General features: G+C 70.6%; 7 protein-coding genes. All 7 read left to right on the top strand.

Features of this window, described 5'->3' with window-relative positions:
• Positions 1-6 precede the first annotated feature (6 nt).
• Genes A5771_RS02695 through A5771_RS02665 form a run of 7 tightly spaced genes read left to right on the top strand, consistent with a single transcriptional unit; the run spans position 7 to position 17,473 of the window.
• Positions 7-747: an alpha/beta fold hydrolase gene (locus A5771_RS02695; RefSeq protein WP_109400997.1), complete on the top strand. Its 741-nt coding sequence runs from the start codon at positions 7-9 to the stop codon at positions 745-747.
• Positions 740-2,074: a polyketide synthase gene (locus tag A5771_RS02690; RefSeq protein ID WP_064853658.1), complete on the top strand. Its 1,335-nt coding sequence runs from the start codon at positions 740-742 to the stop codon at positions 2,072-2,074. Before A5771_RS02695 ends, A5771_RS02690 begins: the two co-directional genes overlap by 8 nt.
• Positions 2,068-4,995 (top strand): SDR family NAD(P)-dependent oxidoreductase, encoded by a 2,928-nt coding sequence (locus A5771_RS02685; RefSeq protein WP_082947015.1) that lies wholly within the window; start codon positions 2,068-2,070, stop codon positions 4,993-4,995. Before A5771_RS02690 ends, A5771_RS02685 begins: the two co-directional genes overlap by 7 nt.
• Positions 4,988-11,482, top strand: coding sequence for a non-ribosomal peptide synthetase (locus A5771_RS02680; protein ID WP_064853657.1), 6,495 nt, complete (start codon positions 4,988-4,990; stop codon positions 11,480-11,482). Before A5771_RS02685 ends, A5771_RS02680 begins: the two co-directional genes overlap by 8 nt.
• Positions 11,479-15,930, top strand: coding sequence for a non-ribosomal peptide synthetase (locus A5771_RS02675; RefSeq protein WP_064853656.1), 4,452 nt, complete (start codon positions 11,479-11,481; stop codon positions 15,928-15,930). The genes A5771_RS02680 and A5771_RS02675 overlap by 4 nt, the downstream gene beginning before the upstream one ends.
• Entirely contained in the window at positions 15,927-17,246 is a 1,320-nt protein-coding gene (gene mbtG, locus A5771_RS02670; protein WP_064853655.1) for an NADPH-dependent L-lysine N(6)-monooxygenase MbtG, read from the top strand. Before A5771_RS02675 ends, mbtG begins: the two co-directional genes overlap by 4 nt.
• A complete protein-coding gene (locus A5771_RS02665; RefSeq protein ID WP_064853654.1) occupies positions 17,243-17,473 on the top strand; it encodes an MbtH family protein in 231 nt (76 codons plus the stop codon). Before mbtG ends, A5771_RS02665 begins: the two co-directional genes overlap by 4 nt.
• Positions 17,474-17,483: the final 10 nt, after the last annotated feature.

Here is a 17,483-nt window from a genome sequence, read left to right as displayed (position 1 = left end):
GACCGGATGGACGACACCTCGGCCGTCGCGCAGTTTCCGACCTGGATGGGCCGCTTTTCCGGGCCCGGGCCGGCAACCCTGGTATTCCCGCACGCCGGGGGAGCGGCGGTCAACTACCGCCCCTTGGCGCTGGCCTTGGCCGCCGGCGTCGACACCTACGTCATGCAGTATCCGCAGCGCGCCGACCGGTTCCGCGAACCGCCCGCCGAAACCGTCCCGGAGCTGGCCCGCAGCCTCTTCGACGCGGCGCCCTGGCACCAGGTCGGGCCGCTGCGGCTCTTCGGGCACAGCATGGGCTCGCTCGTCGCCTTCGAGTTCGCCCGGATCGCCGAAGAACGCGGCATCGAGATTCAGCGGCTGTGGGCCTCGGCCGCGCCGGCCCCGGGCGTGGTGGCCGGGCTGCGCAAGGTGCCCACCGGTGATGCCGACCTGCGTGCCGAACTGGAGGAACTCGGCGGCACCGACCCGCGCATACTGGCGGACGAGGAATTCCTCACGCTGTTGCTCACCCCGGTGCGCTCGGACTATCTGGCGTTCAACCGCTACCAGTGCGCACCCGAGGTGCGCATCCGCGCCGCCATCAATGTGCTCGGCGGCCGCTCCGACGACCGCGTCGGCACCGACCTGCTGGAGGGCTGGGCCGAACACACCACCGGCGCCTGCACCGTCTCGCTGTACGACGGCGGGCACTTCTACCACTACGAACACATCGACACTCTGGCGAATCGGATCATCGCCGATGCCTGATCGGTGCGAGGATCCGGTCGTCATCGTTGGCCTGGGCATCGAGGCGCCCGGCGGAATCGACACGGCCGAACAGTACTGGTCGCTGCTGGCCGACGGACGTGAGGCGCTGAGCACTATTCCCGAGGACCGGGACTGGGCGGTGCGCGAACTCATCGACGGATCACACCGCGACGGCTTCAAGCCCATCTGCAACGCCGGCGGATTCCTTTCAGGCGCCGCCGAATTCGACCCCGGATTCTTCGGAATCGCGCCGCGTGAAGCCATCGCGATGGACCCGCAGCAGCGGGTCGCGCTGCGGGTGGCCTGGCGTGCGCTGGAGGACGCCGGCATCAACCCCGACGAGCTCACCGGCCACGACGTCGGCGTCTACCTGGGCGCATCGGTCACCGGCTACGGCCCGGACATGGCGCAGTTCTCCGCCCACAGCGGTCACCTGCTGCCCGGCACCGCGTTGTCGGTGATCTCCGGCCGGGTCGCCTACACCCTCGGGCTGGCCGGCCCGGCCCTGACCGTCGACACCTCCTGTTCCTCGGCGCTCTCAGCGCTGCACCTGGCGATCCAGGCAATCCGGACCGGTGACGCCGACATGGCGCTCGCCGGCGGCGTGTGCGTGATGGGCTCGCCCGGATTCTTCGTCGAATTCTCCAAGCAGCACGCGCTGTCCGACGACGGACACTGCCGGCCCTACAGCGCCGCCGCCACCGGAACGGTCTGGGCCGAAGGCGCCGGAATCTTTGTGCTGCAACGCAAGTCAGCGGCTTTGCGCGATGGCCGGCATATCTACGGCGAAGTGCTGGCCAGCCGGCTCAACCAGGACGGTCACACCACCGGCTTGCTCACCCCCAGTGAGCAGGCCCAGCAGCGACTGTTCCGGCACGCGCTGGCCGACGCGGACGTGCACCCCGGCCAGGTCGGCATGATCGAGGGCCACGGCACCGGCACCCGGGTCGGCGATCCCGTCGAACTGCGGTCGCTGATCAACGTCTACGGCGCCGACACCGAGCCGGCCGCCGGCCCGCGGCTCGGCTCGGTGAAGTCCAACATCGGGCACACCCAGGCCGCGGCCGGAGCGCTCGGGCTGACCAAGGTGCTGCTGGCCGCCGAACACCAGATGATCCCGCCCACCCTGCATGTGCGCGACGGCTGGCACGACGGCATCGACTGGGACGGCGGGGCCGGCGGCGGCATCACCCTGGCCGAGACCATCACCGCCTGGCCGGCCGGCGACGGCCGCCGGATCGGCTCGGTGTCGGCGTTCGGGATGAGCGGCACCAACGCGCACGTGATCGTCGCCGTCGACGACGCGGAAATGGCGCCGTCGTGCTGAGCACCCACCCGACCGCCCTGCCCGACGGCCGCATCCCCGTCCTGATCTCGGCACACGCCCGCGACCTGGTCCAGGCCGAGGCCGGCGCACTGGCGCGCTACCTGCACACCCGCCGGCCCGGCGTCGCGGCCGTGGCGCAGACGCTGCGGGCCACCCGCCCGATCCGCCGCTACCGCGCCGTGATCCGGGCCCGCGACGCGGGCGAACTGATCAGCGGCCTCGACGCCGTCTACCACGACGCCGACCACCCGCTGGTGGCCCGATCCCATCAGCAGGAGGCCGCCCGCACCGCCTTCGTGTTCCCCGGCCAGGGAAACCAGTGGTCCGGCATGGGGGCCGACCTGTTCGGCATCGCGGCCTATCGCGCCGAGGCGGACCGCTGCGCGGATGCCTTCCGCCGCGCCGGGCACGCCTCGCCGTTGACCTATCTGCGCGGCACCGACGACCCCGACCCGGTGGTGGTGCAGGCCGCGCAGTTCACCCACGCCGCGGCGCTGGCCGCCACCTGGCGGCATTTCGGGGTGCTGCCCGACATCACCGTCGGCCACAGTCTGGGAGAGCTCGCCGCGGCCTACACCGCCGGCGTGGTGGACCTCGACGCCGCGGTCGCGGTGGTGATCGCGCGAGCGGAGTTGACCGATGACGCCCCGGGACGATTCGGAATGGCGATGATCGCGCTGGGCGCCGAGGCCGCTGCCGAATTCATCGCCGGCACTCCCGGCTGGGTGGAGCTGTCGGTGGTCAACGGCCCGCAATCGGTGGTGGTCTCCGGCGAATGGGCTGCGGTGCAGCAGATCCTGGCGCGCGCCGACCGTCGCGGGGTGTTCGCCCGCGAGCTGGCGGTGCGCTATCCGGCCCACACCAGCGTTTTGGAGCCCCTGCGTGATCGGATGATGGCACAGCTTCCCGACGCGCAATTCCACAGCGCCCCAGTGGAGTTCATCGGCTCGGTGTACGGCGGCCCGATCCCGCCGGGTAAGACGTTCCGGCAGTACTGGTTCGACAACCTGCGTCAGCGGGTACGGTTCGACCTGGCCACCGCGGCCGCGGTGGCGCGCGGGGTCACCACGTTCGTCGAGATGTCGGCGCACCCCACCCTGCTGGTGCCACTGGGTGACATTGCCGATTCCGCGCAGGTATTGGCCAGCGCCGACCGCGATCGCCCGGCCGACGAGGCGCTGTCGGCCAACATCGCTGCTGCGGCGATCTCCGATCCTGGCTATCGTTGGCGGGACTTCGCCGCACCCGGCGCAGGAGCACCGCTGCGGCACTTCCCGCACGCGCCGATGCACACCACCAGGCTGTGGGCCGGTGTCGAGCCGTCCGCGCAGCGCTACCGGCAGCCGGTCGTCATGACCGAACAGTGGGCGCCGGTCGATGAACCCGCGGACCGGCCCGTCGGGGTAGCCGTCATCGACTACACCGGCGAATCCGCTGACCTGGCCACGCGGCTGGCGGCCGGTCTGGACGCCGGTGCGGTCGCCCCGGCGGACGCCGAACTGCTGGTGCTCATCGCCCCGCCCGCCGAGGATGTTGAGATCACCGCGGCGGCAAGGGCCTTCGCCGGCCACGCGGGAAGACAGACACCGCCGGCGCCAGGCCTGAACTGCAGACGGGTGTGGCTGATCACCCGCGGCGCCGAACGGCTCGACAGTGATCCGCTGCCGCGGCCCGGGGCCGCCGCCTTGGCGGCGCTGCACCGCAGCACCGGATTCGGCTACCCCGACCAGACGTTCGCCCACCTGGACCTGCCGGCCCAGTTCACTGCCGCCGACCTCCGGGCCGCGATCACCGCACTGACCCTGACCGACACCGAGGTCGCGGTGCGCGCCGGGCGGGTGTGGGCGCGACGACTGGTCGAGTCTTCCACCGCCCCGGGAGTGCCCGCGATTCCGGAGACCGTCGTGATCACCGGTGGCACCGGCGCCATCGGAATGGCCTTCGCGGCGTTCTGCGCCGAGCGGGGTGCCCGCAACATCGTGTTGCTCAGCCGCAGCGGGGCCGCCGGTGCCACTGCGGCGCAACTGGATGCGCTGCGCGCGCGCACCGGGGCAAACATCAGCGCGCTGCGATGCGATATCACCGACGAGGCGGCGCTGGCGGCGCTGGTCGACGAGCACCGCCCGGCACCGGCCGGGCTGGTGGTGCACACCGCGTCGGCCGAAGCCGTCGCCGCCGAGCAGATCGGCGATGCTGCTGTTCGCGACGCCTTCGGCGCCAAGGTAATCGGACTGGACAACCTGGTGCGGCACTGGCCGCGAAACGCCGACGCACACGTGCTGGTCTGCTCGTCGGTGCTGGCACTGTGGGGCGGATCGGGCCACGGCCTGTACGCGGCGGCCAACCGGATGGCCGACATCCTGGCGGAGCGGCTTCGGGCAGCGGGCGTGAACGCGAACGCGATCCGCTGGGGGCTGTGGCAGGACGTCGCCGTGGTCAGCGGCGAAGAGAAGAACCGGATCGCGCGCACCGGCCTGACCCCGATGCCGCCCGAAGCGGCGATCACCGCCGGACTGCTGGCCGCGCCGAACAATCCGGCGATCCTGACCGCCGACCTCGACCGGCTGGCGGTGTTCTTCGACAGCCAAGGGGTGGCCAGCCCGTTCGCCGAATCACTGACCGCGTCATCGGTGGCTACCGACACCGGCCGCCCGGTCGGCGAGCTGGTGGCCGCCGAACTGGCGACGGTGCTCGGCCTGGACTCACCCGACGACATCGACATGCACCGGGCCCTGGTGGACCTCGGCCTGGACTCATTGCTCGCCCTGGACCTGCGCAGGCGACTGGGCCGGGCGACCGGCCGACGGGTAGCGCTCGGACCGCTGCTGGCCGGAATGACCGGCGCCCAGCTGACGGCGACGCTGCATGACGACACCGCGCCGGCCGCGGTGACGGAAAGGACTGTCTTCACCCATGACTGACACCGTCGACCAGTCGACCGACGCGACCGAGCTGCGGTTGGAGTTGCTGCGCCGCCGGCTCGCCGAACGCGGGCTGAGCGCCTCCGCGCCGGCCACCGAACCCGCGGCACCCGCGCAGCCGGAGATGAATGACGGGCAGCGCCGGATGTGGTTCGTGCAGGCCCTGGACCCCGACGGCACCCTCGCCAACATCTCGGTCTCCTACCGGCTGACCGGCCCGCTGGCGCCTGCCCGGCTGCGCTCCGCCCTGGCCGCGGTGGCCGCCCGACACCCGGTGCTGCGCACCACCTATGCCGTCGACGACAACGGGGAACCCCAGCCGGTGATCGGCGACGTGACACCCGGGTTCGCCGACCACGACCTCACCGACCTGGCCGAGCAAGCCCGGGCGCTGAGGCTGGAGGTGCTGGCTCAGCGCGAATTCGCCACCCCGTTCCGGCTGGAATCCGATGCCCCGCTCCGGCTCACCCTGATCCGGGTCCGGCCCGACGAACACATTCTGCTGCTGGTGGCCCACCACATCGCCTGGGATGACGCCTCCTGGGCGGTCTTCTTCGCCGACCTGACCGCCGCCTACGCAGACCCCGATGCGTTCGCCGCCCTGGCCCCCGTACACGCTGTGGCATCCACGCCCTGCGCCGATCACGAGGCCGACCTGAACTATTGGCGCACCCTGCTGGCCGATCCGCCCGACCCGCTGGAACTGCCCGGCCCGCGCGGCTCGGCGGTGCCCCACACGCTGCGTGCTGGAATATGCACTCGCGCAGTGCCCGCCGAGTTGATGGACGGCATCGCCGAGCTGGCACGCGACAACGGCGCGACGCCCTACATGGTGGTCGCCGCGGCGCTGTCCGCGCTGATTTACCGCTACACCGCCACCGACGACTTCCTCATCGCCTCACCGGTTCTCAACCGCACCGCCGGCACCGAGGACGCGATCGGCTACTTCGGCAACACCGTGGTGCTGCGCGCGAAGGTGGACGCCGCTGCCCGCTTCGTCGAACTGCTGGCTCAAACCCGCGACACCGCGCTGGGTGCGTTCGCGCATCAGGGCATCAACCTCGACCGGGTGGTCCGCGAACTCAACCCGGACCGGCGCAACGGGGGAGTGGAACGACTCACCCGGCTCAGCTTCGGCTTCCGCGCCGGCGACGGCGTGCACTCCGGCGGCTTTCGCCCGGCCGGAATCACCTGCGAGCGTGCCGATTACCGCGGCAAGATCGCGCAGCTGCCGCTGGGAATCATGGTCGAGACCGGTGATAACGGTGCGCTGATCGAAGCCGAATACCTGCACGATGTGCTCGACGCGGCCCTGGTCGGCCAACTGCTGCGGCATCTGGTGCAGTTGCTGGCCGCCGCGGTCGCACAACCGGAGACCATCATCAGCGAACTGGACATGCTCGGCGAAGCGGACCGCTCCTGGCTCGACGCGGTCTCGTGCGGACCGGACTTCGCCGGCCCGCCGATCACGCTGGGCGCGCTGGTCGCCGACCGAGCGGCGCTGACCCCCGACTCCATCGCCGTCGTCGACGACCACGGCCGCTACAGCTACGCCGAGATCAACGCCCGCGCCAACCGGATCGCCCACCACCTGATCGCGGCCGGCATCGGCACCGAGGACAAGGTCGCCGTGCTGCTGGGGCGCTCGCTCGACCTGGTGGTCATCGCGCTGGGCATCGCCAAGGCCGGCGCCGCCTACGTGCCCGTCGACCCGGAATATCCGCCGGACCGAATCGAATTCATCCTCGGCGACGCCCGGGCGAAGTTGGTGATACGCGAACCGCTCACCTCAGCGGAGTTGGCCGGCCGGCCCGACACCGACCCGACTGACGCCGATCGGGTACGCCCACTGCGGCCGGAAAGCCTGGCCTACCTCATCTACACCTCGGGTTCGACCGGGCTGCCCAAGGGTGTGGAGGTCGCGCACGCCCCGATCGCCGAATACCTGATGTGGTTCGGCGAGGAGTACGGCATCGACGACACCGACGTGCTGCTGCAGGTCGCCTCGCCGAGCTTCGACGTCTCGATCGGAGAACTGTTCGGCACCCTGGGAAACGGTGCCCGGCTGGTCATTCCACGTCCCGACGGGCTGCGTGACATCGGCTACCTGACCGACCTGCTGCAGCGCGAAGGCGTGACCGCCATGCACTTCGTGCCCTCGCTGCTCGGCCTGTTCCTGTCGCTGCCCGGAGTCAACCAGTGGCGCACCCTGCGACGCATCCCGATCGGCGGCGAACCGTTGCCCGGCGAGTTGGCCGACAAGTTCCACGCCACCTTCGATGCGCTGCTGCACAACTTCTACGGCCCCACCGAGACCGTGGTCAACTCCAGCCGCTACAAAGTCGAAGGCACCCAGGGCAACCGGATCGTGCCGATCGGCAGCCCCAACATCAACACCACCATCCGGCTGCTCGACGACGCGCTGCAACCGGTACCTGTCGGTGTGATCGGCGAGATCTACATCGGCGGAACCCATCTGGCCCGCGGCTACTTCGACCGGCCCGGCCTGACCGCGGAACGCTTCGTCGCCGACCCGTGGGCGCTCGGGCAGCGGATGTACCGCACCGGTGACCTGGCCCGCCGCAACGCCGCCGGCGACCTGGAATTCATCGGCCGCGCCGACGATCAGGTCAAGGTCCGCGGTTTCCGCATCGAACTCGGCGAGGTGGCCGCGGCCATCTCGGTGGACCCCAGTGTCGGGCAGTGCGTGGTCGTGGTCTCCGACCTGCCTGCGCTCGGTCGCAGCCTGGTCGCCTACCTGACCCCGGCCGGCGACGGGTCCGAAGTCGACATCCCACGGATCCGGACCCGGGTCGCCGCCGCGCTGCCGGAATACATGGCCCCGGCCGCCTACGTGGTGGTCGACGACATTCCGATCACCGCCCACGGCAAGATCGACCGCGCGGCCCTGCCCGACCCCCAGCCGATCGAGACCGCGGCGTACCGGGAACCGGAGACCGACACCGAACGCACGGTGGCGCAGCTGTTCTCGCAACTGCTCGGCCGCGAACGCGTCGGCGCCGACGACTCGTTCTTCGATCTGGGTGGCCACTCACTGCTGGCCACCAAGCTGGTGGCGGCAATCCGCGACCGGTGCGGGGCGGAGATCGGTATCCGTGACATCTTCGAGGCGAGCACGGTGGCCCGGCTGGCCGCCGCGATAGAGCGGGCGCTGGCCGGGGAGAACGGGCCGGGCCGCCCGCCGCTGGTCGCGGTGCCGCGGTCGGGTCCGGTTCCGGTGTCGGCGTCGCAGCTGCGCACCTGGTTCGCCTACCGGCTGGACCCCGACGCGACCGGCGACAACATCCCGCTATCGGCCCGGCTCACCGGACCCTGCGACACCGCGGCCCTGGTGCTGGCGATCAACGACGTGGTGGCCCGCCACGACAGCCTGCGCACCACCTTCTGCGAAATCGACGGAGTGCCGCACCAGATCATCAACCCGCCCGCTGCAATACAGGTGACCGAGCTGCGCTGCCCGGCAATCGATCCCGCAGAGGTGGCGCAGTGGACCCGGGCGCGCCTCGATGAGCAGCGCGGCGCGGGATTCGATCTGGAACACGAATGGCCGATTCGGGCGGCGCTGCTGCACCTGCCCGGTGATGAGCGGGTGCTCTCCCTGGTGGTGCACCACATCGCCGCCGACCATTGGTCGGTGGAGGTGCTCTTCACCGACCTGCTGATCGCCTACCGGTCCCGGGCCACCGGCGCCGAACCCCCCTGGGCCCCACCGGCGTTGCAGTACGCGGACTTTGCGCACTGGCAAGGCGAATTGCTGCGCGACGAGTCCGGACTGATCGAGACGCAGCGCCGCTACTGGATGGAGCAGTTGGCCGGCCTGGCCGACGACACTGGGCCCCGCCCGGACTTCCCGCGCCCGGCCACCGCGAACGGCGCCGGCGACTCCGTCGCATTCACCATCACGCCGCAGGTGCGGGCCGGACTGGCCAGCTTGGCCCGCGAGACCGGCGCCACCGAATTCATGGTGCTGCAGGCCGCTGTGGCGGTGCTGCTGCACTTGGCCGGCAGCGGCGAGGACATCCCGCTCGGCGTGCCGGTCGCCGGCCGCGACGACAACGCGCTGGACAACCTGGTCGGGTTCTTCGTCAACATCGTGGTGCTGCGAAACCGGTTGTCGGGCAATCCGACGTTGCGCGAGGTGGTGCTCCGGGCCCGCGAGGCCGCGCTGGGTGCCTACGCGCACGCCGACCTGCCGTTCGACCGACTGGTGGAGGCGCTCAACCCGGTCCGGACGCTGTCGCGCAACCCGCTGTTCCAGGTGGTGGTCCACGTCCGCGACGCCGCCGAGGTCAGCCACGTGGTGAACAGCAGCGCCGATGGGGACCTGGTGTTCCGCACCGTGATGCCGACGTTCGACATCGCCCACGCCGATCTGTCGGTGAACCTGTTCGCCACCGAGGGCGGCGAGGCCGCCGGGTACGACGGGCATCTGATCTACCGCACCGACCTCTACGAGCGCACCACCGTGCAGCGCCTGGCCGACTGGTTGGGCCGGGTGCTGGCCGCGATGGCCACGGCCCCGGAGCGAACCCTGCGGGACATCGGGCTCGTCGACGACGAGCAGCGTGAGTGGATCCTTACCCAGAGCCGCGGCGCCGAGATCCCGCAGGGGGATCCGCGCACCATCGCCGAGGTGCTGGCCCCGAGCCGAAGCTTCGACGGCGTCGCGGTGCGCTGCGCCGGTGCGGAGCTGACCTACCCGCAGCTGCACCACCGCTCAGATCGGTTCGCCGAACTGCTGATCAAGGCCGGCGTGCAGCCCGGGACGCTGGTGGGCCTGTCGGTGCGACGGGACCTCGACCTGGCGGTGGCGCTGGTCGGCATCATGAAGGCCGGCGCCGGCTACTTCCCGCTGGACCCGAGCTACCCGCGTCAGCGGCTGGAATTCATGGTCGCCGATGTCGCACCGAAGGTGATCGTGGTCAGCGCGGCGATGCGTGACGCGATGCCGGCGCCGGCCGGCGTGACCCTGGTGTGCCCCGACGATGTCGACGTGCAGGCGGAGCTGTCGAAAGACGCTGCCGCTGCAGATCTTCCGGTGCCGCACCCCGATGACCCGATGTATCTGGTGTTCACCTCCGGCTCCACCGGTGTGCCCAAGGGCGTGGTGGGCACCCACCGGTCGATGAGTGCCCGGCTGAACTGGCAACTGGCCCACTATCCGGTGGAGGGGCGCGACATCCGGCTGGCCCAGTCGTCGATGACATTCCTGGAGGGCGGCATGGAGCTGCTGGCCGGGCTGGCCGCCGGGGCCACAATGATCCTGGCCGATGACAACGAGTTCCGCGACCCTGAGGCACTGGCCCGGCTGATCGTCGATGAGCAGGTGGCCCAGGTGACCGCGGTCGCCAGCCTGATCTCGGTGCTGGTGGACTCCGCACCCCAGGCCGTGGCCGGCCTGAGGCGCCTGGTGTGCAGCGGTGAGCCGGTCTCGGCGGACCTGCTGGCCCGGCTGGCCGCGGTGCTCGGACCGAAGACGCAGCTGCTCAACAACTTCGGCGCCACCGAGACCTCCGGCGCGGTGGTGCGCGGCGAATTGGCACCGCCCACCCCGAAACTGGGCCGCCCCACGCCCGGCGCGCAGGCCTACCTGCTCGACGATGCGCTACAGCCGGTGCCGCCAGGAGTGGTCGGCGAGGTCTACTACGCCGGCCCGCAGGTTGTCCTCGGCTACTGGAAACGCCCCGCGCTGACCGCAACCCGGTTTGTCGCCAACCCGTTCAATCCGGGTGATCGGCTCTACCGCAGCGGGGACCGCGCCCGCTGGAGCAACGACGGCGTACTCGAATTCGTCGGCCGCACCGACCATCAGGTCAAGGTGCGCGGTTTCCGGGTGGAGCTGGCCGAGGTGGAAGCGACGTTGCGGGGCGCCCCCGGGGTTGCGGCGGCGGCCGCCCGCACCTGGGAACAGCGCGGCGGCACCACGCTGGCCGGCTACGTGGTACCGGCCGGCCCCGTCTCCGATGCGGCGGAGTTCATCGCGTCGGTACGTGCCGCGGTGGCCGCGACTCTGCCCGGCTACATGGTGCCGTCGTCACTGACGGTGCTGGAGACGATGCCGCTGACCGACTCCGGGAAGCTGAACCGGCCCGCACTGCCGCAGCCGGCGGTGGCCACCCGCGGCGAAGTCGACCCGCCGGTCACCGCCACCGAACAGACCCTGGTCGGCATCTGCGCCGAGTTGCTGGGCGCCGAGCGGATCGGGCGCAGCGACGGATTCTTCGAACTCGGCGGCGACAGCATCCTCTCGGTGCAACTGGCCGCCCGGGCGCGGGCGGCCGGAGTGGATATCGACCCGCGGATGATCTTCGAGAACCCGACGTTCGCCGACCTCGCCGCCGCCGCTGACAGTCGCGCCGTCGACGACAGCGAGCCGCACGACACGGCGTTCGCCCCGATGAGCGTCTCGGGTCTCAGCGGCGAGACACTGGCGGATCTGACCGCATCCTGGGGCGATTCGTCGTGACCGAGACATCCCAACGGCCGGTGATCGAGGACGTGCTGGCGCTGTCCCCGCTGCAGCAGGGATTGTTCTCGCTGGCCAAACTCGCCACCGACGACGGTGTCGATGTCTACACCGTGCAGTTCGTCATCGATATCGTCGGCACCGTCGACCCCGCGCTGCTGCGCCGCAGCGCCGAGGCGATGCTGGCCCGCCACGCCAACCTGCGGGCGTCGTTCTGGGATGTCGACCTGCCACACCCGGTGCAGATCATCCCGGCGACATCGGACCTTCCCTGGCGGGAGACTGCGGCTGCACCAAGCGAATTCGATGAGATCGCGCGCATCGAACGCACCACGAACTTCGACTTGGACCGCGGGCCGCTGCTGCGCTTCCTGCTGGTCCAATCCGCTTCCGAGCAGCACCGGCTGATCCTCACCGTGCACCACCTGCTGATCGACGGGTGGTCGATGGCGGTGTTCTTCGACGAACTGGTGGCGATCTATCGGGCCGGCGGCGTCGATCCGCTGCCTCCGCCGCGCCCCTACCGCGACTACATCGGCTGGCTGACCAGCCAAAACACCGAGGAAGCCGCCGCCGCCTGGCGCGATTACCTGGCTTCGTTGAGCGCCCCGACCATCCTGGCCGGCGGTGACCGGGCCGAATTGGGCAGCGTCCTACCGCAAACCCACGAGGTGGCCCTGGAGCCCGACGACACCGCTCGGCTGACCGAGTGGGCCCGCCGGCACGGCCTGACCCTGAACACCGTGCTGCAGTTCGCCTGGGCGGTGCTGCTGGGACGGCTCACCGATCGCAACGAGGTGGCCTTCGGTGCGGTGGTCTCCGGTCGGCCCCAGCAGCTCACCGGCGTCGAAACCATGGTCGGTTTGTTCATCAACACCGTTGCAGTGGTCGCCCCGACACCGCCGCGTGCCGAGGTCGTCACGACCTGCCGGGCGCTGCAACGTGATACCGCAACCATGCGTGACCTGGCCTATGTGAGCCTGGCCACGGTCCAGCGGGACAGTCCCAACGCGCTGTTCGACACCCTGCTGGTGTTCGAGAACGCCCCGATCGGCTCGGCGGCCACCGGGGTGACCACTCCCGACGGCGTGCGGTTCATTCCGGTCACGGTGGAAAGCCTCACCCACTATCCGCTGACCGTGGTGAGCTACCCGCCACGAGATGGCCGGCTCACCGTGCTGCTCGAGGCCATCCCAGATGCGCTGGGGGAGTTGTCGGTTCCGGATCTGGGGCAGCGGCTGCTGCAGGTGCTGCGCCAGCTGGCCGATCCCGCGCGGCCCCGCGTCGCCGATCTGGATGTGCTGCTGGCCGCTGAGCGGGCCCGGATCGCCGATTCGGCGGCGCCGGCGGCCACCTCGGTGCCCGCCCTGTTCACCGCGGCCGCCGCCGCGCACCCGAACAATCCGGCGCTCACCGGCGAGGACCGCAGTCTGACCTACGCCGAACTGGCGGCCGAATCGGCCCGGTTGGCGCGGGCACTGGCCGGCCGGGGGATCGGTCCCGAAGACCGGGTCGCGATCGCGCTGCCCCGTTCGCTGGATTCGGTCATTGCGATCCTGGCGGTGCTGCAGGCCGGGGCGGCCTACGTCCCCATCGACATCAGCTTGCCCGAGATTCGCATCGAATCGATCCTGCGCCAAGCCGATCCGAAGCTGACACTGACCGCCGAGGTGCTGGCCGAGCTGCGTTCGGAAGGTGCCGCGCAGCGCCCTACGCCGACCGAGATCCACCCCGACTCGGCCGCCTACGTGATCTTCACATCCGGATCCACCGGAGAACCCAAGGGCGTCGTCGGCACCCACCGCGCACTGACCTCGTACTTTGCCGACCACCAGCAACGCATGTATGCGCCGGCAGTGGCGCGCCTGGGCCGGGCACTGCGCGTCGCGCACGCCTGGTCGCTGAGTTTCGACGCGAGCTGGCAGCCACTGGTCGGCTTACTGGGCGGTCAGAGTGTGCACCTGTTCTCCGCTGAGGAGATGCGTGATGCCGACGCGATCATCGACGGCATCCGCCGCCACCGGCTGGACATGATCGACACCTCACCGTCGATGTTCACCCAACTGTTCGACGCCGGCCTGCTCGATGCCGAATCCGAGCACCGCCTCACGGTGCTGGCGCTTGGCGGGGAGGCGATCGCCCCGCACACCTGGGCGCGGCTGCGGGCGGTGCCCTCGACGGCGGTGCACAACTGCTACGGGCCCACCGAAACCACCGTGGAGGCCATCGTCGCCGACGTCGCCGACACCGATGTTCCGGTGATCGGAAAGGCGGTGCGGGGCATGAGCGCCCACGTGCTGGACTCCGCGCTGCGGGAAGTGCCCGACGGGGTGGCCGGCGAGTTGTACCTGGCCGGCGCGCAGGTCACCCGCGGCTACCTGGGCCTCGCCGGGGCGACCGCGGTCCGCTACGTCGCCGACCCGTTTCGTGCCGGCGGCCGGATGTATCGCACCGGGGACCTGGTCCGGCGTCGCGCCGACGGGCAGCTCAGTTTCCTGGGGCGCAGCGACGATCAGGTCAAGGTGCGCGGCTACCGAGTCGAAGTCGCCGAGATCGAAGCGGCGCTGTCGGCCAGCCTGGGCATAACCGCGGCCGCGGTGCTGCCGCTGCGGAGCGGCAACGGCACTCGTCTGATCGGCTTCATCGCGGGCCCGGCCGGTGCAGACCCGTCGCGGGTGCGTGCCGACATCAGCACCCGCCTACCGGCCTACATGATGCCGGCAAGGATTATCGCGGTGGACGCAATGCCATTGACCCCCAACGGAAAACTGGACGCTGAGGCGCTGCTGGCTCGGGCCGGCGACATCGCCTGGCAGGACGCCGGCCGAGCGCCGAGCACCGACACCGAACGGGCACTTGCGGTCGCGCTCGCCGAGCTGTTCGACGGTGCCGCACCCGGCGTCACCCGCAACCTGTTCGAGCTGGGCCTGGACAGCATCATGGCGATCTCCCTGGTGAATAAACTGCGTGGGCTGGCAGTGACACCACGCCTGGTGCTGGCTAATCCGACGATCGAACTGCTCGCTGCCGCAATCGATCTGGCCGAGGAAGCGCCGGCGTTGCCCGCCGCCGAGGACGCCGAGCGATTCGGTGAGGTGATGCCGGCACCGATCGTGTCGTGGCTCTATGAGTACGGCAACTTCCGCCGGCTGTCCCAGTCGATGCTGATCACGTTGCCGCCGGGTATCGAGGCGGCGCAACTGGAAATGGCGCTGCAGGCGGTGCTGGACCGGCACGATATGCTGCGCGCCCGCCTCGACATCGTCGACGGCGACTACCGGCTGGTCACCAGGCCGCCCGGTGCGGTGGCCGCGGCCGACGTCCTGACCCGGGTGGACGGTCCGGCGGCAGAGGCGTTGGCCGGCCACGTCCGCGAGGCGGTGGACGGCATCGATCCGTTCGCCGGGACAATGGTGCGGGCGCTGTGGTGTGACGCCGCGGCGGGGGGCCACCTGCTGCTGGTGGTGCACCACCTGGCCACCGACGTGGTCTCCTGGTATGTGCTGCTGGCCGGGCTCGCCGCCGCCTGGGCACAGCTCGATGAACACGAATCGCCCTGGCTGACAGGGGAATACACCACTTACCGGCAGTGGACCCACGAACTGGGGCAGCGCGCCGAAAGGCCGGAGGTCGCCGCGCAACGCGACTACTGGCTGGAGCAGTTGCGCGGCCCCGACCCGGCGCTGGGCGCCCGACTGCCGGACCCGCGCCGCGACACCTGGGCCTCGCTGCGAACCACCGAGGCCCTGAGCGAGGTGCGCGACACGACGGTGATGCTGGACAAGGTGGCCGCGGCCGGTGTGGGGGTGCGCGAATTCCTGCTGACCGCGCTGACGATGACGCTGACGGCATGGCGGGCCCGGCGCGGCGAACCCACCGAACACGGCGTGCTGGTGGCCCTGGAGGGCCACGGTCGCGAAGACGACCTGCTACCCGGGCTGGACACCTCGGCCACGGTGGGCTGGTTCACCAACGTCTTCCCGGTGAGACTGGGCGGCGGGACGCCGGTGGACATCACGTCGGCCCGGCGCGACCCGGCCGCCGCGCGTGCCCTGCTGCGTGCGGTGGCCGACCACGTCGCCGCGGTGCCCGGCAACGGACTGGACTACGGGCTGCTGCGCTACCAGCGCCGCGACCCCGAACTGGCCGCCGCGCCGCACCCCCAGGTGGAGTTCAACTACGTCGGCCGACTCGACCTGACCCCGCAGTCGGCGCCGTGGACGCTGTGCACCGATCCGGAGGTGACCGCGCTGCTGCCGCTGGTGTCCGAACCCGACCTGCCGCTGCGCTACACCTTCGATGTGATCGCGGCGATCCAGGTCGGCGCGGCCGGCCCGCAGCTGCGGACCACCTGGTGCTGGAGTGACCAACTGACCACCGCGGCGGAAGCAGCCGACCTGGCGGCGCTGTGGCGCGACGCGGTGACGACACTGGGGGAGGCGCTGTGAGCACACTTGCCGTGGTGGGCGCCGGGGCCAAAGCCGTCGCGGTGGCCGCCAAAGCCGCCGTGCTGCGCGAGATGGGCGTCGCCGCACCGGACGTCGTCGCCGTCGAACGCACCGAGGTGGCCGCCAACTGGCGCGCCTCCGGCGGCTGGACCGACGGCGCGCACCGGCTGGGCACCAGCCCGGAGAAAGACGTCGGCTTCCCCTACCGGTCGGCGGTGGTGGCCGGCCGCAACGCCGAGATCGACGAGCGGATGACGCGCTACAGCTGGCAGGCCTACCTGATCGCCACCGGCCAATTCGCCGAATGGGTGGATCGAGGCCGGCCCGCCCCCACCCATCTGCGGTGGAGTAAGTACCTGCGCTGGGTCGCCGATGCGGTGCAGCTGCACGTCATTCCCGGCGAGGTGGACCGACTGTCGGTCAACGGCACCGGCTGGTCGTTGCGGACCCGCGAGACCGAGGTGGCCGCCGATGCGGTGATGATCACCGGCCCCGGCCAGGCCGAGAAGTCGATCCTGCCCGGCAACCCGCTGGTGCTCTCGATCGCCCAGTTCTGGCACCGGGCCGCCGCCGACCGGATCAGCGCCGAGCGCGTCGCGGTTATCGGCGGCGGCGAAACCGCCGCCTCGATGCTCAACGAACTGTTCCGCCACCGGGTTTCGACGATCACGGTGATCTCCCCGCAGGTGACGCTGTTCACCCGCGGGGAAGGGTTCTTCGAGAACTCGCTGTTCTCCGACCCGACCGATTGGACCGCGCTCACCCTCTCCGAGCGCCGTGATGCGCTGGCCCGCACCGACCGCGGGGTGTTCTCGGCGCGAGTGCAGGACGCGTTGCTCGCCGATGACCGGATCCGGCATCTGCGGGGCCGGGTCGCGCACGCGGTAGCCCGGGACAGCCGAATCCGGCTGACGCTGAGCACGAACCGGGGCGGTGAGAACTTCGAGACCGTGCACGGCTTCGACCTGGTCATCGACGGGTCCGGCGCCGACCCGCTGTGGTTCGTGCCGTTGTTCGGCCAGGACACTCTGGATCTGCTGGAGCTGGGCCTGGGCGGCCCGCTGTCCGGGGACCGGCTGGCCGAGGCGATCGGCCACGACCTGTCCGTCGCCGGCGTCGCCCCGAAGTTGTTCCTGCCCAACCTGGCCGGACTCACCCAGGGGCCGGGTTTTCCGAACCTGAGCTGTCTGGGACTGCTGACCGACCGGATCCTGGGCACCCATATCCCGGCGAGCAGTCGCGAAAGCTCCCTTTCGGCGGCGTCTGAGGGGGCTTTGGCGACTGCTCGCGGTCAAAATAACGAGGAGAACTCATGAGCACCAACCCCTTTGACGACGAGACGGGCACCTTCTACGTGCTGGCCAACAACGAGGATCAGCACAGCCTGTGGCCGACTTTCGCCGACGTTCCCGCCGGCTGGCGAGTGGTCTACGGAGGCGAACAGGGTGCCGACCGCGCGGCGTGTCTGGAGTACGTCGAACAGCATTGGAACGACCTGCGGCCCAAGAGCCTTCGGGATGCCATGGCGGCCGACCAGCGGTAGCTCTGCACAG

It is taken from the genome of Mycolicibacter sinensis, from assembly GCF_001667375.1.
Classification (GTDB): Bacteria; Actinomycetota; Actinomycetes; order Mycobacteriales; family Mycobacteriaceae; genus Mycobacterium; species Mycobacterium sinense_A.
This window is presented reverse-complemented; position numbering and strand designations above follow the sequence as displayed.

Coding starts and splice junctions, on each gene's coding strand:
- A5771_RS02695 (WP_109400997.1), top strand. CDS start 7: ATGGACGACACCTCGGCCGTCGCGCAGTTTCCGACCTGGATGGGCCGC.
- A5771_RS02690 (WP_064853658.1), top strand. CDS start 740: ATGCCTGATCGGTGCGAGGATCCGGTCGTCATCGTTGGCCTGGGCATC.
- A5771_RS02680 (WP_064853657.1), top strand. CDS start 4,988: ATGACTGACACCGTCGACCAGTCGACCGACGCGACCGAGCTGCGGTTG.
- A5771_RS02665 (WP_064853654.1), top strand. CDS start 17,243: ATGAGCACCAACCCCTTTGACGACGAGACGGGCACCTTCTACGTGCTG.